The 24,964-nt window shown below is 62.9% G+C and carries 21 protein-coding genes and 2 tRNA genes; 17 read left to right on the top strand and 6 right to left on the bottom strand.

The window, feature by feature from the left end:
* Position 1: 1 nt before the first annotated feature.
* The 3 genes from RIE53_11240 to RIE53_11230 are packed head-to-tail and all read right to left on the bottom strand — an operon-like array spanning position 2 to position 2,582.
* The gene (locus RIE53_11240) at positions 2-1,039 is read right to left on the bottom strand and encodes a DUF72 domain-containing protein (protein MEQ9105255.1); all 1,038 of its coding nucleotides are present in this window, start codon (positions 1,037-1,039) and stop codon (positions 2-4) included.
* On the bottom strand, positions 1,036-2,097 hold the full coding sequence (locus RIE53_11235) for a lysylphosphatidylglycerol synthase transmembrane domain-containing protein (GenBank protein MEQ9105254.1): 1,062 nt from the start codon (positions 2,095-2,097) through the stop codon (positions 1,036-1,038). The genes RIE53_11240 and RIE53_11235 overlap by 4 nt, the downstream gene beginning before the upstream one ends.
* Positions 2,094-2,582, bottom strand: coding sequence for an HIT domain-containing protein (locus RIE53_11230; protein MEQ9105253.1), 489 nt, complete (start codon positions 2,580-2,582; stop codon positions 2,094-2,096). The genes RIE53_11235 and RIE53_11230 overlap by 4 nt, the downstream gene beginning before the upstream one ends.
* A 62-nt stretch (positions 2,583-2,644) precedes the next feature.
* Between RIE53_11230 and RIE53_11225 the strand changes: the two genes are divergently transcribed.
* The 9 genes from RIE53_11225 (at position 2,645) to RIE53_11185 (ending at position 11,509) form a co-directional block, all read left to right on the top strand.
* A complete protein-coding gene (locus RIE53_11225; GenBank protein ID MEQ9105252.1) occupies positions 2,645-3,460 on the top strand; it encodes a PHP domain-containing protein in 816 nt (271 codons plus the stop codon).
* Positions 3,461-3,499: 39 nt separating this feature from the next.
* Positions 3,500-5,857: a two-component regulator propeller domain-containing protein gene (locus RIE53_11220; protein MEQ9105251.1), complete on the top strand. Its 2,358-nt coding sequence runs from the start codon at positions 3,500-3,502 to the stop codon at positions 5,855-5,857.
* A 107-nt stretch (positions 5,858-5,964) separates the two neighbouring features.
* Positions 5,965-6,041: transfer RNA gene (locus RIE53_11215), tRNA-His, on the top strand.
* Positions 6,042-6,054: 13 nt separating this feature from the next.
* Positions 6,055-6,130: transfer RNA gene (locus RIE53_11210), tRNA-Glu, on the top strand.
* A 129-nt stretch (positions 6,131-6,259) separates the two neighbouring features.
* Positions 6,260-7,063, top strand: a complete 804-nt coding sequence (locus RIE53_11205) for a carbonic anhydrase family protein (GenBank protein MEQ9105250.1) — start codon at positions 6,260-6,262, stop codon at positions 7,061-7,063.
* A 68-nt stretch (positions 7,064-7,131) separates the two neighbouring features.
* Entirely contained in the window at positions 7,132-8,256 is a 1,125-nt protein-coding gene (locus RIE53_11200; protein ID MEQ9105249.1) for a PA0069 family radical SAM protein, read from the top strand.
* A gap of 94 nt (positions 8,257-8,350) precedes the next feature.
* Positions 8,351-8,743 carry a BlaI/MecI/CopY family transcriptional regulator gene (locus RIE53_11195; GenBank protein MEQ9105248.1) on the top strand — a complete coding sequence of 131 codons (393 nt, stop codon included), beginning with the start codon at positions 8,351-8,353 and terminating at the stop codon, positions 8,741-8,743.
* Positions 8,736-10,373 (top strand): M56 family metallopeptidase, encoded by a 1,638-nt coding sequence (locus RIE53_11190; protein MEQ9105247.1) that lies wholly within the window; start codon positions 8,736-8,738, stop codon positions 10,371-10,373. The genes RIE53_11195 and RIE53_11190 overlap by 8 nt, the downstream gene beginning before the upstream one ends.
* A 44-nt stretch (positions 10,374-10,417) precedes the next feature.
* Positions 10,418-11,509, top strand: coding sequence for a carboxypeptidase-like regulatory domain-containing protein (locus tag RIE53_11185; GenBank protein MEQ9105246.1), 1,092 nt, complete (start codon positions 10,418-10,420; stop codon positions 11,507-11,509).
* Between the two features lie 25 nt (positions 11,510-11,534).
* Here the strand turns inward: RIE53_11185 and RIE53_11180 are convergent, their stop codons facing one another.
* Positions 11,535-12,077 carry a DUF4440 domain-containing protein gene (locus tag RIE53_11180; GenBank protein MEQ9105245.1) on the bottom strand — a complete coding sequence of 181 codons (543 nt, stop codon included), beginning with the start codon at positions 12,075-12,077 and terminating at the stop codon, positions 11,535-11,537.
* A gap of 98 nt (positions 12,078-12,175) precedes the next feature.
* Here RIE53_11180 and RIE53_11175 point away from each other — a divergent pair, with 98 nt between their 5' ends.
* The 3 genes from RIE53_11175 to RIE53_11165 are packed head-to-tail and all read left to right on the top strand — an operon-like array spanning position 12,176 to position 16,720.
* Positions 12,176-14,278: a DPP IV N-terminal domain-containing protein gene (locus RIE53_11175; protein ID MEQ9105244.1), complete on the top strand. Its 2,103-nt coding sequence runs from the start codon at positions 12,176-12,178 to the stop codon at positions 14,276-14,278.
* A 51-nt stretch (positions 14,279-14,329) separates the two neighbouring features.
* Positions 14,330-15,511, top strand: a complete 1,182-nt coding sequence (locus RIE53_11170) for a cystathionine gamma-synthase family protein (protein MEQ9105243.1) — start codon at positions 14,330-14,332, stop codon at positions 15,509-15,511.
* Between the two features lie 33 nt (positions 15,512-15,544).
* On the top strand, positions 15,545-16,720 hold the full coding sequence (locus tag RIE53_11165; GenBank protein MEQ9105242.1) for a M20/M25/M40 family metallo-hydrolase: 1,176 nt from the start codon (positions 15,545-15,547) through the stop codon (positions 16,718-16,720).
* Here RIE53_11165 and RIE53_11160 read toward each other — a convergent pair.
* Positions 16,658-17,944: a DUF4105 domain-containing protein gene (locus RIE53_11160; GenBank protein MEQ9105241.1), complete on the bottom strand. Its 1,287-nt coding sequence runs from the start codon at positions 17,942-17,944 to the stop codon at positions 16,658-16,660. The genes RIE53_11165 and RIE53_11160 overlap by 63 nt on opposite strands.
* On the opposite strand from RIE53_11160, the gene nth reads away from it, so the two are divergent.
* Together nth and gpmI are read left to right on the top strand one after the other, a co-directional pair.
* Positions 17,943-18,824, top strand: a complete 882-nt coding sequence (gene nth, locus RIE53_11155) for an endonuclease III (GenBank protein MEQ9105240.1) — start codon at positions 17,943-17,945, stop codon at positions 18,822-18,824. The two genes, RIE53_11160 and nth, sit on opposite strands and share 2 nt — an antisense overlap.
* Before the next feature lie 5 nt (positions 18,825-18,829).
* Positions 18,830-20,389, top strand: a complete 1,560-nt coding sequence (gene gpmI / locus RIE53_11150; GenBank protein ID MEQ9105239.1) for a 2,3-bisphosphoglycerate-independent phosphoglycerate mutase — start codon at positions 18,830-18,832, stop codon at positions 20,387-20,389.
* Here gpmI and sppA read toward each other — a convergent pair.
* Entirely contained in the window at positions 20,382-22,169 is a 1,788-nt protein-coding gene (gene sppA / locus RIE53_11145; GenBank protein MEQ9105238.1) for a signal peptide peptidase SppA, read from the bottom strand. The two genes, gpmI and sppA, sit on opposite strands and share 8 nt — an antisense overlap.
* 47 nt (positions 22,170-22,216) lie before the next feature.
* On the opposite strand from sppA, the gene RIE53_11140 reads away from it, so the two are divergent.
* The 3 genes from RIE53_11140 (at position 22,217) to hrcA (ending at position 24,952) form a co-directional block, all read left to right on the top strand.
* On the top strand, positions 22,217-22,681 hold the full coding sequence (locus RIE53_11140; GenBank protein ID MEQ9105237.1) for a DUF2231 domain-containing protein: 465 nt from the start codon (positions 22,217-22,219) through the stop codon (positions 22,679-22,681).
* Between the two features lie 241 nt (positions 22,682-22,922).
* On the top strand, positions 22,923-23,804 hold the full coding sequence (locus RIE53_11135; GenBank protein ID MEQ9105236.1) for a hypothetical protein: 882 nt from the start codon (positions 22,923-22,925) through the stop codon (positions 23,802-23,804).
* 53 nt (positions 23,805-23,857) lie between these two features.
* Positions 23,858-24,952 carry a heat-inducible transcriptional repressor HrcA gene (gene hrcA / locus RIE53_11130; protein ID MEQ9105235.1) on the top strand — a complete coding sequence of 365 codons (1,095 nt, stop codon included), beginning with the start codon at positions 23,858-23,860 and terminating at the stop codon, positions 24,950-24,952.
* Positions 24,953-24,964 lie beyond the last annotated feature (12 nt).

The raw sequence follows: 24,964 nt of genomic DNA, 5'->3' as shown, positions 1-24,964 counted from the left end.
CTCAGCGCTCAAGTTCCTCCACCAGGCGTTCGGCCACTTTCCGGGCCAGATCCGGTGCGCTGCCCCACGCGCGGTTGTTCAGCAGGATGATGGGCGCGCTGTCGTGCTTCAACGCTTGCATGCCCAACGCGACGGCATCCAGGACCATATCCTGACCACCTTTGGAATCGGCAATTTCCGGTATGGGTCTGTCAAATGGCCAGGCGGCCGCGTACGCCTTGGCGTAGGGAACGCGCAGCGGCGTCAGCAACCGGGCAACCACTTCTTTCCGTGCCGATGTCAACCGGTGACCGGACATCGCCCACTGGTCACGCAAGGGAGGCAGCCAGGTCCAGTGGCTGAACACATGGCCGATGCCCGCCGTCGCCAGCCAATCGAAATAGTCCGGCTGGAGCAAGTGGGGGGAGCGGATTTCCAGATGACACCCCAGATCCTTCCCCGGATCCTCCCCCGACCCGGACTTGACCGCCTCAAAGAACGCGTCCAGAGCCGCCACATGCTCGGCGACCGGCGGCGATTCAGCCTTCCGCTGGTATTCCTGCTCACAGATCACGCCGCCCAGCCGGTCGCCGAGCAACGCCCGGGCCGGTTCCATGAACCCCTTCACGAACATGGCCACATTCAGGTAATCCGGATTGTCCCGATATCCCTTGCCATCGCGAAGAATGCGGGCGAAGACCTGTTGCGGTGCCTTCAGATAGAATCGCGCGTCATCGGGCGCACTGTCCGCATAGTGCTTCAGGACGAACCAGTTCGGTCCGGCCTTCCCGTCCGGTTCCACCAGGACGCGGTAGAAGGTGAAGTCCAATTCCAACGCCCGGAAGTGCTCGAAGTATTCGCCCACGCTCTCAATGGGTACCTGACGCTCTTCGAAGCGCCGACCGCCGAGTGTCCGCTTGCGGGATGTGATCCGGTTTTCCCACGCAGGCGAATAGATCTGTCCGATCCAACCGGCGTATCGATCGCTGGCCGTTCCGAAGTACACGTCCGGATGGATGTGCCGGAAATCGAAGGCTTCGATTTCTTTGCGGATGCTCACAGCGACTTCTTGAGGACGCGACGTTGGATGTGCCGGGTGGAGAGCCCGATGCCCAGGATGAGGAAGATGTAGTATCCCAGGAAGCGCCACACGAGCAGGGATGGCGCCAGCAGGGCGGTGTCGGGCAGCATGGAGCCGTAGAACAAGGCATAAAGTCCTTCAATTCCGCCGGCGCCGCCGGGTGTCGGCATGATCAGGGAACTCATGGTCATGGCAACTGAGCGCAGGAAGAGCAGCCACTTGTCGACATCCGGGACAAAGCTCCAGAAGATCAGGACGACCAGAACGTACCGGGATACCCAGGTGAAGGAAGACAACAACAGTCCACGCAGGAAAAAATCACCCGGCTGATGTCGAAGCACCGAAGCCCGTTCCACGAAGGTCTCCATTTCCCGGGCTACGCGTTCCCGGTATCGCCGCAACAAAGGCAGGCGGCACACGACATCGGCAATCCGGCCGAGGATGGCGGGTCGGAAGAGGGTTCCGTATGCAAAAACACCGGTATAGCACATGAAAACGACGAAATACGCCGTAATCGTCCACAACCCGAATCGACCCGCTTCACTCGGAATGACTTCAAGGAATACCGCTGAAATCAAGACGAGCGGGACGGTGAGCGCGAACCAGACCTGGTCCAGGAGCATGGTGAAGGTCATCATGGCGGTCACTTCGCCCATGCTGATGGGCGTCTTCCCGGCGGTATCCACTTCCGACTCGCGGGCTATGTAATACGCGGCGACCGGAGCACCACCCACGACCGACGGCGTCACGTTGGAGGCGAAGTCCCATGCCAACTGGGCGCGCAACCCCTGCCGGAAGGACAGCCGATGCCGGGAAACGAAACTCAATCGCCATCCCCCGGTGAGCACCCGAACGACGACCGACAGGACGGCAGCGGCCATGATCCATGGGTTCACGGCATGGACCATTTCCCGGATGGCACCTTCGTCGTACGTGTACCAGGCAATGATGCCCATGACGCCCAGACTCAACACCACCGGCCAGATGATATTGAAAGCCGAGACGTGGTGTGACCGGTCGGGAGGCAATGAAGTCATCCGGGTTGTCCGGCTACGGCGCGCAGCTTGCGCCAGGTGTCCTGCAGACTTTCCGGGAGGACCTTCGTATGGGCGGTGACCGGCATGAAGTTGGTATCGGCAGTCCAGCGCGGGACGATGTGCATGTGGATGTGTCCGGGAATCCCGGCCCCGGCCCCCGGACCGATGTTCATACCGACGTTGAACCCGTCCGGGTGCAGCGCCCGGCTGAGCCACTGCATGCTGTCTCCCATGAGTTGTGTCATTTCCAGTTGTTCATCCGGGGTCAGGTCTGACCAATGGGACACCTTCCGGTACGGTACGACAAGAAGGTGGCCATTGTTGTACGGATACAGGTTCAGGAGAACAAAAGCCGTGCGACCACGATACAGGACCAGATCTTCCTCATCCGTCTGGCGCTCCGCGATGTCGGTGAACACGGAATCCCCGTTGTCCGAGGATCGGGTTACGTGCCGGTTTCGCCAGGGGCTCCAGAGGTGTTCCACGAAATGCGGGGATATCGGTTTGTTGGGGCCAATTAACACCGCGCAGGGCGCGACCGTTCCATATGATTCAAACGGGCATCCAATATGACCTGCATATGCACTCCAACGCATCGGATGGCGTGTTTCTGCCTGCGCATCTGGTGAAGATAGCCGTGTCCATCGGATTGTCGGGAATAGCCATCACCGATCACGACACCCTGGCCGGTGTGGATGAGGGCGGCATGGCCGCGGCCGCAGCCGGGCTGGAGTTCATACCGGGCGTTGAAATCAGTGCCCAGATGGACGGGCATGAGGTCCATTTGCTCGCGTATGGCTTCCGAGTGGGCCATTCCGGACTGACCGATTTCCTCGAGGAGCAGCGCCAGGCCCGCCGGGCACGGGCCGTTCGTTTCATCGAGGTCCTCGTGGATGCCGGTGCATTGCCGTCCGATGTGGTCCTGCCCGACCATGATTCCATCGCGCGGCCGCATCTGGCCGGTCTGTTGGTGGAGCATGGATCGGCAGGCACCATGCAAGACGCGTTTACGGATTTCCTGGTGCCAGGCGCTTCCACGTACGTTGAGAAACCACTCCCGACGGGGCCCGATGTCATCCGAACGGTCCACGACGCCGACGGCGTGGTAGCTCTTGCCCATCCAGGTCATTCCACGCCGCATCGAGTCATCCTGGCCCTGCTGGCGGCCGGTCTGGACGGCCTGGAAGCGTCGCATCCATCCCATGACGACATGTTGGAGACGTACTACCGGGACCTGGCCCATGCGCACGGGCTGCTCTGCACGGGCGGGTCGGATTTCCACAGGCCCGAGCGGGGCCACATGGGATCGAATGGGCTCAACAAACTCCCGCCGCGGCTTCGGCCAGCGGCGCGAACCCCGTGAAGGCGTCCGCGTTTGCAGTCGCTGAACCATCGTCAGGATATGCCCAATTTCCTTCCGGCCTTGTTGCTGATGTGCACGCTTCTCGCGATGCACCCGTCCCATGTCGCCCAGGCACGTCAGGACGGATGGACGGCCCACACCTCCATGCGATCGGCCATTGCGGTCGCATCCGGAGCTGATGACGTCTGGGTGGCGACAACGGGAGGCGCGTTCGGATACCGTCTGAGTACCGGGGAAATCAAGACCATGACCATGGTGGATGGCCTGTCCGGCGTGCAGCCACGCGCGGTAGCCGTGGACGATGTCCGAGACCAGGTCTGGCTCGGATACGGCGACGGCGTCCTGGACCGCGTGGACCTGGCGACGGGCAGGGTCACCGTGTTCAGGGACATTGCCCGGGCCACGCAGTTTGCCTCACGGGGCATCAATCGAATCCACGTCCGGGAGCACGTCCTGTATATCGGGGCCGACTTCGGCGTGGTTGTTTTCGATCCCGTCCGCGACGAAGTCCGGGACTCCTACACGCGCTTGGGCACGGCATCGCCGGCCATTCCGGTACGTGATATTGCCGTTGGCCCCGCGATCGACGGTACGGAACGCATCTGGACCGCCCTTCCTGAGGGCCTCGCCTCGGCGCCGCTGAGTGCTCCGAACCTGCAGGATCCATCCGCGTGGCAGCTGGAATTCGTGGGAGCGACGGTTGCCGCCAATGACATTCGATCGTTGGCATTCTCCGGTTCCACCCTCTATGTCGGTACGGCCCGCGACCTGTACGTCCGTGCTGCCGATGGCAATTTCCTGGCCATGGGATTGACGGCCGAGCCTGTCTCCACGCTCCGATCCGTGGAGGATGGAATCGTGGGGGCCGAGCGATTCAGGGTCATCCGGATTTTCCAGAACGGAGTGGCGCAATTGACATCCATTCCCGGTGCGCAGGATCCGACCGGCGCGACCCGGACGCCGGACGGTTCCTTGTGGGCCAGCGATGCGAACGAGGGCTTGTTGCGGCTTTCGGATCCGTCACAAGGAGCAATCCAGGCCGACGTTCAGGGTGTATTCAACCCGAACGGCCCGTCTGCAGGCAATTTTTCGACGCTTACCGTGGCCACCGACGGCACGCTGTGGGCGGGGGGTGCCAATGCCAGCAACACCGGTTTCCACCGTCGGAACCCCGATGGGTCGTGGGACGATTTCACGGGTCGGACCTACCCTGTGTTGAACGGCAAGAACCGGTTCCTTTCGGTCTATTCAGGGGATGATGCGACGGCATGGTTCGGATCGGAAGGCGGGGGCCTGGTCCACGTCGTCGCGGACGAACTGGAGATACATGATGCGTCGAATTCGTCCCTCCTGCCAGCCACGGGGACGGATAATTTCGTCGTGGTGGGTGGCGTCGCCGGGGACGAACAAGGCCGGATCTGGACGACGACCCGTGCCAGCGGCGTGCCGCTTCACGCCCGGGATGACAACGGTACCTGGCGTGCGTTCGGACCGTACGTGGGGGAAGGGTTGACCTCCAGTGCAACCGCCTACGGCCGCATCCATGTGGACTCGTTCGGGCAGAAGTGGGTCATCGTGCGGAATGAAACCAATTTCCAGCTGGTCAGGGGATTGATGGTCCTCCAGACCGGGGACATCTCGACCCCAGAAGACGACCGGTTCCGGTTCTTCGGAAGTGCAGGGGGGGCCGGTTTGGGCCTTCCATCCACCACGGTCACAGCCATAACCGAGGATCGGGACGGATTGGTCTGGATCGGCACGTCTTCCGGACCGGCGTATTTCGTCAATACGGGTGTCGTGGCGCGCGATGCGTCAGCCCGGGCCATATGGCCGCAGTGGGCCGATCGGTCGAACGGGACCTTCATGCTCTTCGGGTTGCGCATCAACGACATCGCCGTAGATCCGGCCAACCGACTATGGTTCGCAACCAGCGAGGGGGCCTGGCTCGTGGAGGCGGGTGAGGGCGGATTCACACCCGTCCAGCACTTCACGACGGAGAATTCACCATTGTTTTCCAACGAGGTCCTGGCGGTCGCCGTGGACGATCTTTCCGGCGAGGTGTATTTCTCGACCGATCGGGGTGCCCTGTCGTGGTCGTCCGATGCCGTGGCGCCGTCCCTGACGGCCCGTGAACTGACGGTGTACCCCAATCCGCTCAGATTGGACGCCACCGATGCGGCTGAGGTCATGATTGACGGGCTGGTCGAGGCCACAGATATCCGGATAGTGACGGCCGCCGGCTCCCTGGTCCGTCGCCTGGAATCCCGGGGCGGCCGCGTGGCGTGGGATGCACGCGACGAAACTGGACAATTGGTCTCATCCGGGGTGTATCTGGTCATTGCCGTCGGGCGGAACGACGAAGGCACGGCCTACGGACGGATTGCAGTCATCCGGTGATTCGGCAGTCCTGCCAGAAAGGGTGTCTCAGTTGATCGAAAGTTCAAACGATGGTCGGTTGCCTCGCTATCCCCGGAATTGCTATATTTCTTTTCTGTCAGTACACGGTGGTCGTAGCTCAGTCGGTTAGAGCGCCAGGTTGTGGCCCTGGAGGTCGGGGGTTCAAATCCCCTCGATCACCCCAGTAAGATTTACTTGCCGCGTTCGTCTAGGGGTCTAGGACGCCGCCCTTTCACGGCGGTAACACGGGTTCAAATCCCGTACGCGGTACCAAAAAGCCCCGGATGGCCATCAGGCCGTCCGGGGCTTTTTAATAGGGGTGTACGGGAGTAGAACCCGTACGCGTTGATTGTTTGGTTCGTACACTGCTGCGGTCATCATTACGCGAACCCGGTGTCCCGATTGAACCATCCGCTTGGCCTGATCCTTGTATCTGCATTGGTGGCCGTCGGTGCGGCAGGTTGCCAACCGGACATCGAGCCGACACGCGTCTCAACCTGTGAAGACTGGAGCTACGATGGTGAAACAGGCCCAGCCCAGTGGGCGTCGCTCTGCAGTCCGACCTGTGCCGGTGACCGGCAATCGCCCGTAGATATTGTAACGGCATCAGTCGTCGACGCCAACGCAGAATCCGAAGCCGAACCCATTCTCTTCGAATACGGCGAAACGGAACTGACGTTGTTCAACAACGGGCATACCATTGAAGAGGGGGATGAACATGTCGAAAAAGAGAATGCCATCACCGTCGGTGGAACGCGTTTCGAATTACTGCAAATCCATTTCCATTCGCTCAGCGAGCACACCATTGACGGAGCGCACAGCCCGCTTGAAATGCATCTGGTCCACCGGAACGAGGACGCACGCTTGGCTGTAATCGGGGTCATGATCCAGGAGGGTGCCCCGAACGAAGCGCTTGCTGCGGTCTGGGACCAGCTCCCGACGCTCGAATCATCGCCGCACGTAGAGGTCCATGTCGACGTGGAAGACGTACTGCCTGAAAATCGGGCCTACTATCAGTACGATGGCTCACTCACAACGCCCAACGGCAGTAATCCCGCCGCATCCTGCGCTGAAATCGTGAACTGGTTGGTGATGAAAGAGGCGATAACCATGTCTGCCGATCAAATCGCGGCGTTCCAAGCGATTTTCGACCATAATTATCGCCCCGTCCAGCCGCTGAATGGTCGGACGATTTACGGTCATTGAACCGTCGCACGGGCGACGGAAAAGGAATATGTGCAGAAACATGTGTGGCAGCCTCAGGTTGCAACGACATGGCAGAGCACATCCATCGGCGCGGGCGTGGTGCGGCCCTGAATCCGGCCAATCCCTACGAGCGGTTCCACCTGGAAGAGGATCCGGCGGAACTGGATGAAAAGGAGCGCCGGGCCATCCCGACCACGTTCCACACCGATGCCTCGCGGACCATACTGTCCAGGAATGACAGTCCGGACGTGCCCTTCACCTGGTCGCTGAATCCCTACCGGGGATGCGAGCACGGTTGCGTCTACTGCTATGCCCGACCCGGCCACGAATACCTGGGCTATTCGGCCGGGCTCGATTTCGAGACGCACATCATGGTCAAACACGATGCGGCGCATCTGCTTGCGGAGACCTTTGAACGGCCCTCGTGGAAACCGGCCGTGGTGGCACTCTCCGGCGCGACCGATCCGTATCAACCCGCGGAACGGCGTCTGCGGATTACCCGGCAATGCCTGGAGGTCTTCCTCCGGTATCGGAATCCCGTGGCGCTCATCACCAAGAATCATCTGGTGACGCGGGATATCGACCTGCTGGCTGAAATGGCCCGGCTGGACATCGTGCACGTCAACGTGTCGGTGACCAGTCTGCGGGATGACGTGACCGCGGGCATGGAGCCCCGGACCTCGCGGCCGGCACGACGCCTGGACGCCATCCGGGAACTGACGGAGGCCGGCATCCGATGTGGTGTCATGGTGGCCCCCGTCATCCCCGGGCTGACCGATGAGGAAGTACCCGCCATCCTTGCAGCGGCTCGCGAAGCCGGCGCGGTGCGTGCTTCCTGGATTCCGGTCCGCTTGCCGGGCGCCGTCGAGCCCATTTTCAGGGAGTGGCTGGAGCGCGTGCACCCGGGGAGGGCCGAGAAGGTGCTTGCACGCATCCGATCCATGCGAGGCGGTGAACTGAACGACGGCCGGTTCGGCAAGCGCATGCAGGGGGAGGGACCGTGGGCGGACATCCTGAACGCCCTGTTCCGCCAGACCACGCGGCGGTTGGGGTACGAAGGTCGGGCGGAGGCCGAGGCCGGGTCTGAGGCCGGGCCCAGGGCCGAGCATTTCGCGCTCACCACGCGCCATTTCAGACGCAGCCAGGGCGATCTCTTTGGGCTTCAAGGAGGGCGTAGTGTGAACACGCCCTAGACTGAACGTGTAGTTTGCGGGTTTGGGGGTCTACTATTGACATAGTACCAACGACGTCGTACTATCATGATAGTAGTCAACCAATGGGCACCCCATGAAGCGCAAAACCCCGACCCGCCTGGGCGAAACCGAGCTCGAAGTCCTGGACATCGTCTGGGAGCTCGGCACCGCGAGCGTCGCCGACGTACTGGAAATCATCCGGAAAAAGCGGAAAGTGGCGTATACGACCGTCATGACGGTCATGCGCAAACTTGCCGACAAGGGCTACCTCGACTTCAAGGAGGAGGGGCGGACGTACCTTTATTCTCCGGGCATTCCTGCCGAGCAAGTGCGTGGTCGGCTCTTGTCGGACGTGGTCTCGAGCGTGTTCGGAGGATCGCGCGTCGCGGCCGTCCGCACGCTCGTCGAATCGGAGTCCCTGTCGATTGAACAAATAGATGAGTTGCGCGCCCTCGTCAATTCGTTGGGGGATGCGAGCGATGATTGAATATTTCGAAACCACAGGTCTCGCGGCATGGGATGCGCTCTGGCTTCCCGTGCTCATCTGGAGTGTACCTGCCCTGCTGGTCGCATTGGTCGCCCGATCGCCCCGACTGTCGGCTTCGCAGCAGGTGGACTTGATCGTGGCCACCCTTCTGGCCTTGCCCGTGGCGGTGTTGATGGCCAATCTGCCGTGGCGCCCGACCTCCATGGAATCGCTGGTGATGCTGGTTCCGCTGCCTGCTGAGCCCGTTCTCAGGAGCCCTGGCGTGGCCGCGACCGCCGAGCCCAACCTGACGTGGCTCCTGCTCGGACTGCTGACGTGGATCGCTGCCCTTGCGGCGTCGATTGGCGCCATCCGGTTCGGCGCATCGGTGACCTGGGTGGCCCGGATTGCCGGACGTTCGCGTCCGGTGACGGACGCGAACGCGTTGTCCATTCTCGGCGCAGCACGGGTTCGATCCGGCGTCGGCCGTGAAGTGCATCTCCGGGAATGGCCCGGCTGCGCATCCCCTTTATCCTGCGGCGTCCTGCGGCCCGTCATCTGTGTCCCGGATGCCACCGACCCGGCCCTGGAGCTGATCCTGTTGCATGAACTCGAGCACCATCGCAGTGGCGACCTGTGGAAAACGCTTGCGGTGGGCGTGGTCCGGTCGGTATTCATGCTGCATCCGCTGGCGGTATGGCTGGCCCGTCGGTTCGACCAGTCGGTAGAAGAAGCGTGTGATGCCGCCGTCGTGAACCGGGTGGGCGTCCCCATGCGCTCCTATGCTGTCGTGTTGCTTCAGTACGCCACTTCACGTGCCGAAGCCGTACCGGGCACCGCGCGCACATCGGGAACAGCGCACGCACCGTCCACCGCCCCTGTCCTTTATCTCGCAACCAAGCTGAAAAAACGGATTGAAGCCATGAACCAACCCTCTCGCGCCCTCACGTCACGCCCCGTCGGGCTCCTTATCGGCATGCTGGTCCTGGTGCTGGTGTCCGGCCTGTCGGCCTGTTCGGACAGCGCCGTCGATGCTGCCCTGGATACCGCTTCCCCGAATGAGTCGCCCCGGGAGATGTTCAAAATTGTTGAGGAAATGCCCGAACTGATCGGCGGGATGCAGGCGCTCCACGACCGCATCCAGTACCCTGCGCTCGCCAAGAAAGCGGGGATCGAAGGTCGCGTGGTCATGCAGGTGACCGTCGACAAGGAAGGCACGCCCACGGATATCAAATTGCTGCGCGGCATAGGTGCCGGCGCGGACGAGGAAGCGCTTCGCGTCATGCAGACCGCCCGGTTCACGCCCGGCAAGCAGCGGGGGATAGCCGTTCCGGTCCAGTTCGCGTTCACCATGTACTTCACGCTGGACGGCAAACTGCCGCCGCCTCCTCCGCCGCAGCCGGCAACCAGTGCGCTTGAATCGTCTGCCAGAGAGACCATTACCGTAGCGCTATCGACCGAAGGGCTCCGTGTGGATGGCCGTCCCGTGCAGTCGGGGGAACTCCTGAGCGTGGTCGAGCAGCGACGGAGCACGTCAGACCCGCTCCTTCTGTTGGATATCGCCCCGGACACTCCCATGGGCAGTGTGTTCGATGCGCACTCCATCCTGACCAACACGCGCATGCGATTCATCATGCGCATGCAGTCGTAAGGCCGCCAGCCGGTTGGTTTTACGCCTATGGGTTATATTCAGGGATGGCCATCATCCTTGCAATAGCGCTGGCGCTTCAGGTATCGGGCACGGTGACGGATTCCGAGTCGGGAGACGCCCTCACAGGGGTTCATGTGTTCCTGGCCGGAACGAGCGTGGGGAGTACCACGGGCACCGACGGCGCCTACCGGTTCTCGATCCCACAGGGCAGGCTCGAGTACGAATTGATCGCCTCCATGATCGGGTACGAGGTGGTGTCCCGGGTGGTGTCGGCCGATTCCGTCAGCAGCTATCAGATCGACTTCCGGTTGACCCCCAAGACGTACGAGTTGGATGAAATCGGCGTCAGCGCATCGAATGAGCAGTGGCTGCTGGACTTGCAGCGGTTCAAGGAGTTGGTATTCAGCACGACGCCCAATGCCGAGGAGTGCATCATTCATGAGCCGGAACAGCTGAATCTGTCCAGCAATCCCCGGACGGGCTTGCTGACCGCTTCGACCGAGCGCCCATTTTCATTCTCGAACAATGCACTGGGGTACGATGTGACGGTCCACGCGTTCAGTTTCGCGGCGGACGATCATACGTACCGATGGGCGGGGTTCATGCAGTTCACGGAGTTGGAGGCGGACGGCCGTCGTCAGCGGCGCACGTGGGACGAGAACCGGGAAAAGGCCTGGCGCGGATCGGCGCGGCATTTCCTGTCGTCCCTGGCGCGCGAAGAATCGTCCCGTGAGGGCTTCCATATCACTTCGGTCGAGCGTCCGGGAAGCATCCGGGACTTCAGGGTGGCACCCGATCCCGAAGATGCCGTGGACGTGGTCATGGCAGATCCTCGGATTCCGGCCTGGGAGCTCCGGTTCAACAACGTGCTGGCCGTTACCTATGTGAAGGAGCCGGAGGCCATGGAATACCGGGTGTACCAGGACCGGATGGGATTGCGCCAGCGGGAGGAGTGGGAGGAAACCACAGGCCGCCTGCTGCCCCGCAATTACCGGTATTCTTGGCTCATGCTGAACGGCGACTACATGGTATTCGACCGGGAAGGCAACGAGTACGGCGCCTATTCCATGCAGCGCTCAGGCTACTGGGCATGGGAGCGTCTGTGCGACATGATGCCTGCGGGCTACCGGCCCTGATCGACGTTGACGCGGCGTTCGGGTGTCAATTTGATGCCGCTCCTTCATACGCCTCGCGACTGGTCGGGCTGAATCCGTCAACATGGATGCGCCAGGTGCCGTCTGCCTGTCGCTTGAGCACCACGACGAACTTGCCGTAGGCATGGCGATCGGCATCCCCACTGACCACGTCGTAATAGCCTACGTCATGGGCCAGGTCTCCGGAGACGGACCGGTCCACGAAACGGAACGTGATGCCGAGTCGTCGGCCGTCGGCCTTCGCGCCAGCGAACATGGCCTCAAATCCGGCCATGGCTTTGTCGCAGGTCTGAATGGGCACGCTTCCGCCACCGGCCGGCAGGTACCTGCAATCCGGCGTGTACTGGGCCCGCAGCAGGTCAAGGTCCACGGTCTCGTAGGCGCGGGAGAAGGCCTCGTACACCGCATGGATGCCGGCGGGGGTGGCCGGGTCGGTCGGCTTGGCGTTCTGGGCAGCAGACACGCGCGCTGAAAACGGCGTTGCAACGGCAATGAGGAAGGCAGCAAGGAGGGGCGGGAAGGTCCGGGAGGTGTTCATGTCGATGTTCATGGAATCCGGGGAGGACGGGTACCGTCTGAAGACACGAAACGTGCGCCCAAGTTGCGAACGTTGTAACATGACGCATCTGTTGAACCGGACAAACGACCATGACCCACTCGCCCCGCATCCTTCGGCTGAACCCGACCACCTGCATCTCCCGATTCCTGGTTTTCCTGCTCTTGCTGCTCGTCGTCCTGCCGGCGGCCGCCCAGCAGCGCATAAAGGACATGCCCGGGTACGACAATTATGAGCGCATGCGCACGGAACTCGCGGATGCGTTTGTCTCGGGTGCCATTCAGGCTGACTGGGCCGAGGATTCCGGCTCCTTCGAATACAACTTCAACGAGCGGCGCTACCGGTTTGACGTGGCCACGCGCGAAGCGACGGACATTGGCGAGGCGACGCGGCCCAACTTCGGCCGCTTCATGGGCGGGCCTGCCCGTGGGCGTCAGTTCGAGTCGGCGGTGTCGCCCGACAGCACGCTCATGGCCACGTACCGCGACCGCAACCTGTGGCTGTCCGACCTCGATGGATCGAACGAGCGGGCGCTGACCACGGACGGCAGCGAAGAAGCACGCACCCGGAACGGCAGCGGCAGCTGGGTCTACGGCGAGGAACTGGGACAGCGGACGGCCATGTGGTGGTCGCCCGGAAGCAACCGATTGGCCTGGTTCCGCTTCGACGAAAGCGAGGTCCAGGACTATTTCCTGCAGATGGATCAGACCAAAATCCAGAGCTCGCTGGACATTGAAGCCTATCCGAAGGCCGGCTCTCCCAATCCGAAGGTGGACATTTTCGTGTGGGACCGGGCCAGCGGCAACACCGTTCGCGTGGATATCCGCGACGGCGCGCCGCTCACGGACGACGTGGTCGGTCACTATGCGTACAATGTGGGCTGGACGCCGGATGGCTCCGAACTGCTCGTGAACCGTACCAATCGCCGGCAGAACATCATGGAAATCGCGGCCTGTCAGCCGCTCACGGGGGCCTGCCGGACGGTCGTTCGGGAGGAGTGGCCCGCCAGTTGGGTGGACAACCGTCCCACCATGCAGTTCCTGGAGGATGGACAGCGGTTCATCTGGGAGTCCGAACGGACCGGCTGGCTGAACTGGTACCTGTATGACCTGGATGGCACACTCATTACGCCACTCACGGCGCATGCCTTCGAGGTCGGCAACATCGTGCGCGTGGACGAGGAGGAGGGCGTCCTCTGGTACATGGCCCGGTCGGGCGACAACCACATGAAGATGCAGTTGCATAAGGTGGGGCTCGACGGTCGCGGGGACCGTCGTCTGACGGACCCCACCCTGAACCACGCTATTTCGCCGTCACCGGACGGACGCTGGTTCGTGGATGTGGCGCAAACGCACAATCAGGCCCCGGTCTCGCGTCTGCTGGACGCTGACGGTCTCGTGGTCGCCACCATCACGGAAAGCGACACCTCCGGCCTCGAAGCCCTTGGCAAGGAGCCGGTCGAACTGTTCACCTTCATGGCGGCCGACGGGACCACCGAATTGCACGGCATCCTGGGCAAACCCGCTGATTTCGATCCGACGAAGTCCTATCCGCTCCTGCTCAGCATCTATTCCGGGCCCAAATCGAACGGCGCCCGCGAGACCTTCTCTACCGGTAGCCCGCTGACGGAGTATGGCTTTCTGGTGGCATCGGTCGATGCGCGCAGTGCGGGTGGTCGCGGGAAGGTATTCCTGGATGCCATCTACGAGAAACTCGGCATCACGGAAATCGATGACCTGGCAGCCAGCGTGAAAGCCCTGCGCGAGCGTTCGTATGTGGACGGCACGAAGGTGGGCATTTATGGCACATCGTATGGCGGATACGCATCGGCCATGGCGCTGCTTCGGTACCCGGACGTCTTCCAGGCGGCCAGTGCCGCATCGTCCGTGACGGATTGGCGTCACTACGATACGATCTACACCGAGCGGTACATGTACACCCCGCAGGACAACACGGCGGGGTACGATGCGGGCTCGGCGATGACGTACGCCGAGAACCTTGAAGGCCACCTCATGATCTACTACGGCACGGCCGACAACAACGTGCATCCGTCGAACTCCATGCAGCTCATTGAGGCGCTGCAGGCGGCCGGCAAGAGCTTCGAAGTCCAGGTGGGCCCGGACCGTGGGCACACCGGCATCAATCCCTACCGGATGATGGAGTTCTTCATTGAGCGGTTGCTGCTGGCGCGGTAATATATTAGTTGTATACAGGTAATATATTACACTCGTAATCTATTGGTGCACATGAAATTAGACGACAAGAAGGCCGGCACGAAGTCGGTCTGGGCAGGAGAGTCGGATGGGTTCGCCGACGGCAGTTCGACGACGCCCGTTTACTCGACGGTGACGTTCGCCTACGAGGATCTGGACACCTGGAAGGACGTGGCACTCGGGCAGCAGCTCGGCCACATCTACAGCCGCAACACGAACCCCACGGTCCAGGTCCTGGAGGAAAAGATCCGGGTCCTGGAAGGGGCGGAGGCCGCCGTCTCGTTCTCGACGGGCATGGCGGGCATTTCCAATTTATTGTTCGCGCTGCTTAAACCGGGCGATCGGGTCGTCTCCATCCGGGATTCCTACGGCGGTACGAGCCGGATATTTCTGGAGCATCTTCCGCGTTTCGGGATCGATGCGGTGCTCGTCGACACGACGGACGTGGAGGCCATTGAGCGGGAGGTCGCCAAGGGATGCGCTCTGCTGTATCTGGAATCTCCCACCAATCCGACGCTGAAGGTCATGGACCTGGAGCGGCTGTCGGCAGCGGCCCGGAAGGTGGGAGCCATCACGGTGTGTGACAACACGTTCGCGACGCCCATCAACCAGAACCCCATCCAGCACGGCGTGGACCTGGTGGTCCACAGTGCGACCAAATACCTGGGCGGGCACTCGGACGTGATGTGCGGCCTGGTCTGTGGCCGGAAGGACCTGGTGCAGCGGATATTTGCCTTCCGGGAAATCACGGGCGCGTCGCTGCATCCGGATTCGGCCTACATGGTCATTCGCGGCATGAAGACGCTGGAATTGCGGGTGGAACGGCAGAACGCGAGTGCGCTCCGGATTGCCCGCTGGCTGAAGCAGCAACCGAAGGTCGAACGGGTGTTCCATCCCGGGCTGGAGGACGACCCGGGGCATGCCGTGGCCGCCCGGCAGATGCGGGGCTTCGGCGGGATGTTGGCGTTCGAGCTGAAGTCGGGAGCCGACGGCGTGGCGCGGATGCTGCATGCCATGGAATTGAGGCACCTGGCGGCCAGTCTGGGTTCGGTGAGCACGCTTGTTGGCCCCCCCTCGGTGACGAGTCACGTCGAACTCACGGCCGCGCAGCGCAAGGAACTCGGGATTTCCGAAAGCCTGGTCCGTTATTCGGTCGGCATAGAAAACGTGGAAGATCTGTTGGACGATCTGGAGCGGGGGCTCCGTGCAGTCTGATGCACCCCGCCCACTTACCTGCGATGAACCTGTATGGAAGATGAACTGAGCCCATTCATCCTGGAGACGCTCAGGCGGCTTGTCCAGATCAACTCCGTGAACCCATCTCTCGAAGAGGGCGGTCCCGGCGAAGCTGACATCGCGCTCTACATTTCAGGCGTTCTGGAGGAGCTCGGCGTTGAGGTTTCGACAGATACGTTGGCTCCCGGTCGACTCAACGTGACGGGGCGTATTCCGGGCGCTGGAAGCGGGCGATCCCTCATGCTGAATGGACACATGGATACGGTGGGTCAGGGCGGCATGGCGGACCCGTTTTCCGGGCGCGTGGAGGACGGACGCCTGTACGGGCGGGGCGCCTACGACATGAAGAGCGGGCTCGCCGCCATGCTCGGCGTGGCCCACCTGCTGCGGTCTGCGGGCACGCAGTTGAAAGGTGACCTCACACTGTCGTTCGTGGCCGATGAGGAGTACGAGAGCCTGGGAGCGTTCGCCGTGGCCGAGGCCTTCAAGAAGGGCCAGTTCCAGGCAGACGGGTGCATTGTCACCGAGCCGACCGATCTGCATGTGTGCCCGGCGCACCGGGGGTTCGCGGTCTACCGATTGGTGACGCACGGACGCACGGCACACGGGGGTATGCATCGGGAAGGCCGGGACGCGAACATGATGATGGGACTGGTCCTGTCCCGGCTGTTCGAGTACGCCAGGCGGTTGCCGGACATGCAGGTGCATCCGCTGTGCGGAGAGGCGTCGGCACACGTACCGCTCATTGAAGGCGGGCGGAGCCTGTTCATCTACTCGCACGAATGCCGCATCCATATTGAACGCCGCACCATTCCCGGGGAAACCGAAGCATCGGTACGGGCGGAGCTGGAGGCCATCCTGCGTGATGTCGCCACCGCCGAGCCGGACTTCCGCGCGGACCTGGAATTGGAACTGTGGCGCAGTCCGTGGGAAATCGATGTGGACACGGAACTGGTCCGGACGCTTCGTGGGGCCTCGGCGGCCGTCGGCGGTACGCCCGACACGCTCATCGGTCACGGCTGGTGGGAGGATTCCGCGATTTTCGGGGAAGCCGGGATTCCGTCGGTGGTCATGGGTGCGCGCGGTGGTGGCATCCACCAGGACGTGGAGTGGGTCGAGGTGGATTCAGTCGTGCGACTGGCCCGGGTGCTCCATCGGACGGTGCTGGACTACTGCGGAGAGGTGTAGCAGGGCCAGCAGCAGCGCCCACGTCCACGCCGGACCGGGAATGCTCTGCACGGGCAGCAGGGGGGTGAGCAGCGCGAGGGTGGACATGCCAAGGGCTGCAGCCCGGAGGATCCGCGTGAGCCCGGTCGCCGCCGAGCCGATGCCGGTTTTGGCCCTGAAGGCGGACCAGATATTCAGCGGCATGAGCCAGAGGATGTTCACGTTCCAGGCCGTGACGGTATGCAGCGTGCCGAGCCACATCCACAGCAGGAAGAGACCCAGCAGGCCGGACAGGACCATCAGCGTCCCATCCAGGCGGCGGAGCCGGCGGGTCTGGCCGGGGCCCGGGTAGAAGGCGAGGATGAGGAGGAGGAGGGGGGCGAGGCGGAATGCGTACATGGTCCACGGCCGTGCCGAAGCCCCCGCAGAGGGGGTGGGGTTGGCCGTATTCGGCTTTGTCGCGGCGGGCGGGATCCAGAGGAGGGTATCGGTGAACGCGACCAGGGGCGGCTGGGCGGCGTCCAGCGCATCCATCAATTCGTAGGGCAGGAATGTGGCTTCCGCGGGCGTGGGGGTCTGCTCCATGGGTCGCCCGAGAACCAGATGGATGCCCAGGTCCAGCCACGGCACCGGGTGGAGGTAGGACCGGATGAGCGCGCGGTAACTGGGGGGTGGGTTTTCGGTGCCGGCTGTGCGCTCCGCCCCGTGTCCGGTGGGGTTCAAGGTGAACCCCGCGTGCTCGTGGAGCAGGTCATACAGGCGGGTCGAACAGTTGTCCCGTACGAAATCGTAGGGATAGAACCGGTTCTCCGGTTCCAGATTCAGTCGGAGGGCCCGGTACAGCCCCGCGAGTTGGGCCGGGGCGAGGTCCAGGCGCTGGGCAAAAACACTGCGCCGTTCGGCGGCGTAGGCCTGCAGCACGAATCGGCCACCGGCGACGGAGAGGTAGTAGTCCAGATCGCCGTACACGAACTTGGGGAGGAACCACGGATCGGTCGGGTCGAAGGTGCCGTAGTTGAAAACGGCGTCTAGACCGATGGCCGGATCCACCACCCGCAGCGCACTGTGTCCGAAGAGCGCATGGATGGCCGTACCCGGAGCCATCGTCCAGAGTTCGGCGTAGGCCGAACCGGACAACTCATCGGGCAGTTGCGCGTTCGCCCGTTGGGCGCCGGCGGTCGGCCAAACCGCGAGCAGTCCGAGCACCAACGCAAAGAATCGGATTTGAATGGGACTCAATGGCATGAAAGCGAATTCGGGGACGGAACAGACGGAAAAGAGCCTGTCAAGGACGGAAAGGGCCGAGCGCGTGATCGACGGACTCTGGAAGGTAATACCCGCGCCGGAAACAGAGTTGATGTACGAGGACCCGTTCCAATTGCTCATTGCCGTGGTCCTGTCGGCGCAGTGTACGGATGAGCGGGTGAACAAGGTGACGCCGGGGCTGTTCGCGGCGTATCCGACGGCGGAAGCCATGGCCACCGCCGAGCCCGAGGACGTATTTCCGCTCATCGCATCGATATCGTATCCCAACAACAAATCGAAACATCTGGTGGGTGCGGCCCGCATGCTGCGCGACGTGTTCGACGGGCAGGTGCCTGACCGGGTCGAGGACCTCCGGAAATTGCCGGGCGTCGGCCAGAAGACAGCGCAGGTGGTCAGTGCCGTAGCGTTCGGTCAGGATGCCCTCGCAGTGGATACCCATGTCTTCCGCGTGGCCAACCGGATTGGGTTGGTGCGGGAAGATGCGACGACCCCGGCCCGCGTGGAAAAACAGCTGAAGGATCTCTTGCCGAAGGAAACCTGGCGGGATGCGCATCATCTGCTCATCTTGCATGGCCGATACACCTGCACGGCCCGGAATCCCTCCTGCGAACGGTGCACGGTTTCCGCGTGGTGCAAGACGTGGGCGCGCATGCAGCAGTTGCCGGCGCCGCAGGAAGGGCTCGATGCGAGCAGAGGGACTTATTTTTGCGCCACGCGCAACCACTATTTTGATGATCCGGACCGGGTCACGGATCGCAGCGGAACGGAACAGATATCCTGCCCGCGGTGTGGATCCATGAATGTCTTCCTGACGCGCACGGGGGAAACCACGAAGCGCATACAGGACTACCGAGTATAACACCCATGCGCAAACACCTTTTGGTCATCCTGGACGGATACGGTATTGCCGAAGATCCGTCTGTCAGCGCCATTGAGCGCGCCCGCAAGCCTTTCCTGGACAAGATGTTCGCGACATGGCCGCACGGTCGCCTGCAGGCCTCGGGGCGGTCCGTCGGGCTTCCCGAAGGGCAGATGGGCAATTCGGAAGTCGGCCATATGAACCTGGGAGCAGGTCGCGTGGTGTACCAGGACATCACGCGGATAGACGTGGCCATCGAGGACGGTTCGTTCTACGCGAACGAGGTGCTGGTGCGCGTGGTGCGCGAGGCCAAGGCGGCCGGACGGCGCCTCCACCTCATGGGTCTGCTCTCGGACGGTGGCGTGCACTCCCACCGGAATCACGTGGCGGCCCTCCTGGAGTTGTGTGCTCGGGAAGGCATGGCATCGGACAAGGTCTGTGTGCATGCCTTCATGGATGGTCGGGACACCGATCCGCACAGCGGTGCCGGGCATGTGGCCTGGCTGTTGGACGCCATGGAGCGCACGGGTGCTGGCCGACTGGCGACCGTCGTGGGGCGCTATTTCGCCATGGACAGGGACAACCGGTGGGAGCGCGTCGAGAAGGCATGGCGGGCACTCGTCGAAGGGGTGGGAACGCACGTCCCGGACGAGCGGAACGCCTGGCTGGATGCCATCCGGGCCCAGTATGATGCCGGAACGACCGACGAATTCCTGGAACCCCTGGTGGCCGACGGTACCCCGGACCCGGGTCGGGTTTCCGATGGCGATGCGGTGATTGTCTTCAACTTCCGTTCGGACCGGGCCCGGCAGCTTACCCGGGCATTGACGGATCCGGAATTCGATGCGTTTCCGGTGGCCCGCCTGGATCTGGATTACGTGACGTTCGCCAAGTATGACAACACGTTTCCGTTTCCCGTCGCATTCCCGAAGGTCAACCTGACTCATACCCTGGGAGAGGCCGTGGCCAGCGCCGGTCTGCGGCAGTTGCGCGCGGCCGAGACCGAGAAATATCCGCACGTCACCTATTTCTTCAACGGGGGGCGGGAGGATGCATTCCCCGGTGAGGACCGGATCATGATCCCGTCACCGAAGGTGGCCACCTACGATCTGCAGCCGGAAATGAGTGCGCCTGAGTTGGGCAACCGCGTGGCGCACGCCATCCGGACGAACGACTATGCGCTCGTGGTCATCAACTTCGCGAATCCGGACATGGTGGGGCACACCGGGGATTTCGACGCGGCGGTGAAAGCCGTCGAAGCCGTGGATGCGGCCGCCGCGGAGGTCGTGACGGCGGCCATGGAGCGCGGGTTCTCGGTGAGCATCATTGCCGATCATGGCAACTGCGACCGCATGAGGAATCCGGACGGGTCGCCGCACACGGCCCATACGACGGTCCCCGTACCCCATCTGATTGCGCTGGAGGGGTTTACCGGGCCCATTCGGGAGGGCCGGTTGGGCGACGTGGCACCGACCATCCTGGCCATCCTGGGCTTGGATCAGCCGGCCGAAATGACCGGCGAGAACCTGATAGTCGTACCGGAAGCAGCGTCGGCGGTCAATTGATGGACCAGCGGAACGGCAGGAGCGCCTGGGTCTGACCCCGGAGTCCGCTGAGCGCACGCACGTCGCGCAGTTTGCTGTCCAGTGGCTCGGGGAGTTCGACCGTGGGAGACACCACGGCGCGGACGGTACTGCCCATGCTGCGGGAAAGCTGTTCGAAGAAGGACAGCGGAGCGGGAAAATGCGCTACCGATGCTGTTTCCGGGTCCAGGCCAGCTCTCTCCGCGGCCACGGAAATGGCCCGGTCCAGACCACCCAGTTCGTCCACCAATCCGACCTCCAGAGCATCCTTGCCCATCCAGACGCGCCCCTGGGCAACGGCATCGGCTTCTTCCACGGTCATGCCACGCGCCTCGGCGACGAGGGCCACGAACGCTTCGTAGGTGGAATCGGCCTGGCGCTGGAGGATGGCGATTTCAGCCGCATTCGGTTCGCGCATCCCGGAGAACATGTCCGCATAGGGGCTGGTGCGGACCACGTCCACATCCACGCCGAGCGTCTCTCCCAGGAAATCCCCCAGGTCGAACGCCAAGCTGAAGACCCCGATGGATCCCGTGAGCGTCGTGGCCTCGGCCACGATGTGGTCGCCCCCGGTGGCCAGCCAGTATCCTCCTGACGCGGCCATGTTGCCCATGGAGACGATGACGGGGACTTCGGGGTCGAGCTTCCGCACGGCATCCAGCATGGCGTCGGCCGCGGGCGCGAAGCCACCCGGTGAATCAATCCGGAGCACGATGGCTTTCGTGCGGGAGGATCGCGACGCATCGTTCACCGCCTTGATCACCGTACCGGCTGCCGCCATGGAGCCGCCGCCGAAGGGCGACGCATCTCCCGCATCTCCCGGAACCATGGTCCCGGAAACGTGCACGACGGCGATGTCCCCGGACGTGGACAGGCCCGACGGAAGCGTGCGGGCATACCGGGAAATCGACACGGTCGGGAGCCGCTGGGTGGAATCGGCACTGAGCGCCGTCTGGAAGGCCAGCCGCACGTCCGATTCGTAAGCAAGGGTGTCGACGAGACCGGCCGCAAAGGCTTCCGACGCGGACATCATGGCATCCTCGACCAGCATCCGCTCCAGCTCGTCGGGAGCCACGCCCCGCCCGACCGCCACGCCCTGCACGAACGTCTGCTGGATGGCATCCACCATGGCCTGCATCTGCTCACGATTCTCGGGCGACAGGTCCGTCCGCAGGAAGGGCTCGACCGCTGCCTTGTACGTGCCACTCCGGACCACGACCGGATTGATTTCCAGCCGTTCGAACAGGTCGGCCAGGTAGAAGACCTGGGTCGCGAATCCGTTGTATTCAAACATGGCCTGGGGATCGAGGAATACGCGATCGGCCGCGGACATCAGGAAATACGCGTTTTCCCCGACGTAATAGGCGCTGGACGATGCAAGCACCGGCTTTCCGGACGCCTTGAAGGTCTCAATGGCGCGCTTCGTGGCTTCCAGTTTGGACCAGTCCATGGCCAGCATGCCGGGACGAATCCAGAGACCGGCAATCCGGTCGTCGTCGGCGGCCCGCTCGATTCCGTCAATGAGATCCTGCATGCCGTAGGCGGCCTCTCCCATGAACAACTGGGCCGTGGGATCGCCGGAGACGCGCTCGGCCACGGTTCCATCGAGGTCCAGGACGAGGACCGTGCCCGAACGGACGGCCGGTGTGGAATCGGTGGAGGCCACCAGCGCGACCATGAACAGGAAGGCCACGAAGAACAGGATTCCGATGGCAATGAACGTCCCCAGGACGTTGGCGACGAGCGTGGATAGAAACTTCATGTCCGCGTGGAAAGTTGATTTCCTTTTGTACGCCATGTGATTGCCCCGTGTTCGAACAGGTTTTCCAGTATCGTATTCCGGCCCTGCACCCGCTCTTGGTGCACTTTCCGATTGCCACGGTAGGTCTTGCCCTGGGGGCGGCGATGCTCTGGCTCGTCTGGGACCGGCGCTGGATGCTGATGGCTGCCGCCGTGCTGCAAACGCTCGGATGGCTGGCCACGTGGGGCGCATTCCTGACGGGGGAGGCCCTGGAGGAGCAGAGCGAAGGTGTTCCGATTGTGGATGCCCTCGTGGAATTCCACGAATCGATGGCCGAGTGGTCGCTGTGGGTAATCGGAGTGTCGGCCCTCCTGTTCTGGTTGATGCTCCGCGCGTCGAGGCGTGACGTCTCGCGACCGGGCAGCGCCCTGTGGATGCGCTTGGTGGGCTTCCTGGTGGCGCTGGGGGCCGCCGCACTGATTGCGTGGGTGAGTCACATCGGCGGTGTCATGGTGTGGGGCACGCCGGTCTGAGAAGTGTCCATGAAGGTGGACAGTCGTTGCGTCCCGGCGTGACGCATTTGCGGCCTGGCCGGCCTTTCGTGCCGTTTTCCGGTTGATTTGAGGGGCTTGGCACGGCGTTTTCAGGGAGTCGGGCTGTCAACCAACCCTGAAACGGAGGTCCACGATGTCACGCATTCCTTTCCTTTCACCACAGCGACGGTCGGTAGCTTCCCCGCACCGGCTGTTTGTCGGCTTTTTCCTGATGATCCTCATGGGATTCCTGGTCGCTCCGGCCCCGGCCACGGCCCAGCGCGGACGGACCGACGCGGGTGAGCGGGTCGAGCGGAAATCCGAGCGGAAGGTTGAGCGAAAGACGAAGGCTCCGGCGCGTGAGCGGGCAAAGGCCCCGGTCCGGGCCGAGGCGCCCCGGCAGGCGAAGCGCGGGGATGACCGCCGAGCAGACCGCCGAGCGGACAACCGAGCGGACCGCCGTGTGGATCGCCGCCGGGATGACCGCCGTGTGGATAACCGCCGTGTGGATCGCCGCCCAGGTCGCGTCTACGTTGCGCCCAAATACGGATACGCCAAGGTCCAGCCCCACGTGTACGTGCGGCGTCCCCGCGTTGACATCCACGTGAATTTCTGGCCGTGGGAGACCCGATACGTGCGGCACTGGGCCCCCCGGTATACCCATCGGCATGTGGTCATTGTCCACAGCCGCGACCGGTCCCGCAGGGCCGAGCGCATTGAGTACGAGGCGAATTACCGGCACCGCGTCCTGTGGGCCGATGACCGGAAAGCCGTCCTGGATATCGAAATCGAATCGATTGCCGTGTACTCGGATGGTCGGTATGTGGGGTCGGTCCATGATATTCCGTTGGAGTTGTCCCGGGTTGAGGCAACCGTCTATCGCGATGGGGACATGACGTTCGATACGGATCTTTACCTGCTCGGGGATCGCCGACGCGGCTTTGAAATCGTGAATGCCTGGACCGGAGAAGCCGGCCGCCTGGACTTCCGCCGCGAGCGGGTCCGTGAAATCGGTCGTTCCCGGCTGTACCGGCCGGATGCATCCACCGGATACGTCCCGTTCTCGCTTCTTCCCGAGGGCCACGATTGGCTGTGGAACGAAGGCGTGGACGCCATGCGATAGCCCGGGCCCGACGGAAACACCACGCGGGGACGGACTGTTGAATCCCGCAGTACATGAGCCGACCGCCCTCTACATATCAACCCCGCGACGTTCGGACGGCGCGCTTGACAGACCGGCAACGGTCTGTCTTGCGTCTGGTCGTGAAGCACTTCATTGAAACCGCCGGTCCGGTGGGTTCCCGTGTGGTGTCCGAGGACGCCCATCTGGGGCTCAGTCCGGCCAGCATACGGAATACCATGAACGACCTGGAGAAGCTGGGCTTCCTGGGTCATCCGCACACGTCAGCCGGACGCGTGCCGACCGAGTTGGGCTACCGGGCGTTCGTGGATGAACTGATGGACGTGGCGGTTCTGCCGGCCGATGAGCGGCATCTCATCCAGCAGCAATTGCAGATCCTGGTGGATGACACCGACGAGCTGGTCCGGGAATCGTCCCGACTGTTGGCCCGTCTGGCGCGCCTGCTGGGTGTGGTCATGTCGCCCGAAATGAAGAACGGAATCCTGGAGCGGCTGGATATTGTCCCGGTCTCCTCCGATCGTGTCATGTTCGTGGTGAGTGTTCGTGGCGGGCTGGTCAAGACCATCGTATTCCCGTACGAGTTGACCATGCAACGGGACCGGCTGGACCGGCTGGTGGTCGTGCTCAACGAACGTCTGGGTGGACTGACGCTGGACGAAATCCGACGGACCGTGGTGCCCCGCATCCAGGACCTGGCCGAGGATTCGGCAGGGATCGTCCAACTCATGCTGCGCCGCAGCGGTGACCTGTTCGCCGACGGAGCTCGCCACCGGACCATCCAGTTGGAAGGGACCACCTTCATGTTGTCGCAGCCCGAGTTCGCCGATTCCGGCACCGTGCGCCAGCTGATTGAGATGATTGACGACGAAAACGGCATCATCCAACTGCTCGAACAACCGGGGAATCCTTCGGCGCCCGAGCCCGGACCCGGTCAGGCACGCATCCATATCGGACATACACCCGGTGACGGGGGGTGCAGCCTGTCCATCGTCACAGCTTCATATTTGAGAAGCAACATGCAGGGGACCATTGGCGTAATCGGCCCAACTCGTATGAATTATGGTCGCGCCGTCGCGCTCGTGGAAGGCATGGCAATGCTCATGAGCCGCCCCGAGTCGATTGACGCCTGATCCGGCGACCCG

Source organism: Rhodothermales bacterium (assembly GCA_040221055.1).
GTDB lineage: Bacteria > Bacteroidota > Rhodothermia > Rhodothermales > UBA10348 > 1-14-0-65-60-17.
Note: the sequence above shows the minus strand (reverse complement) of the source record. Positions and strands in the feature narration are given on the sequence as shown.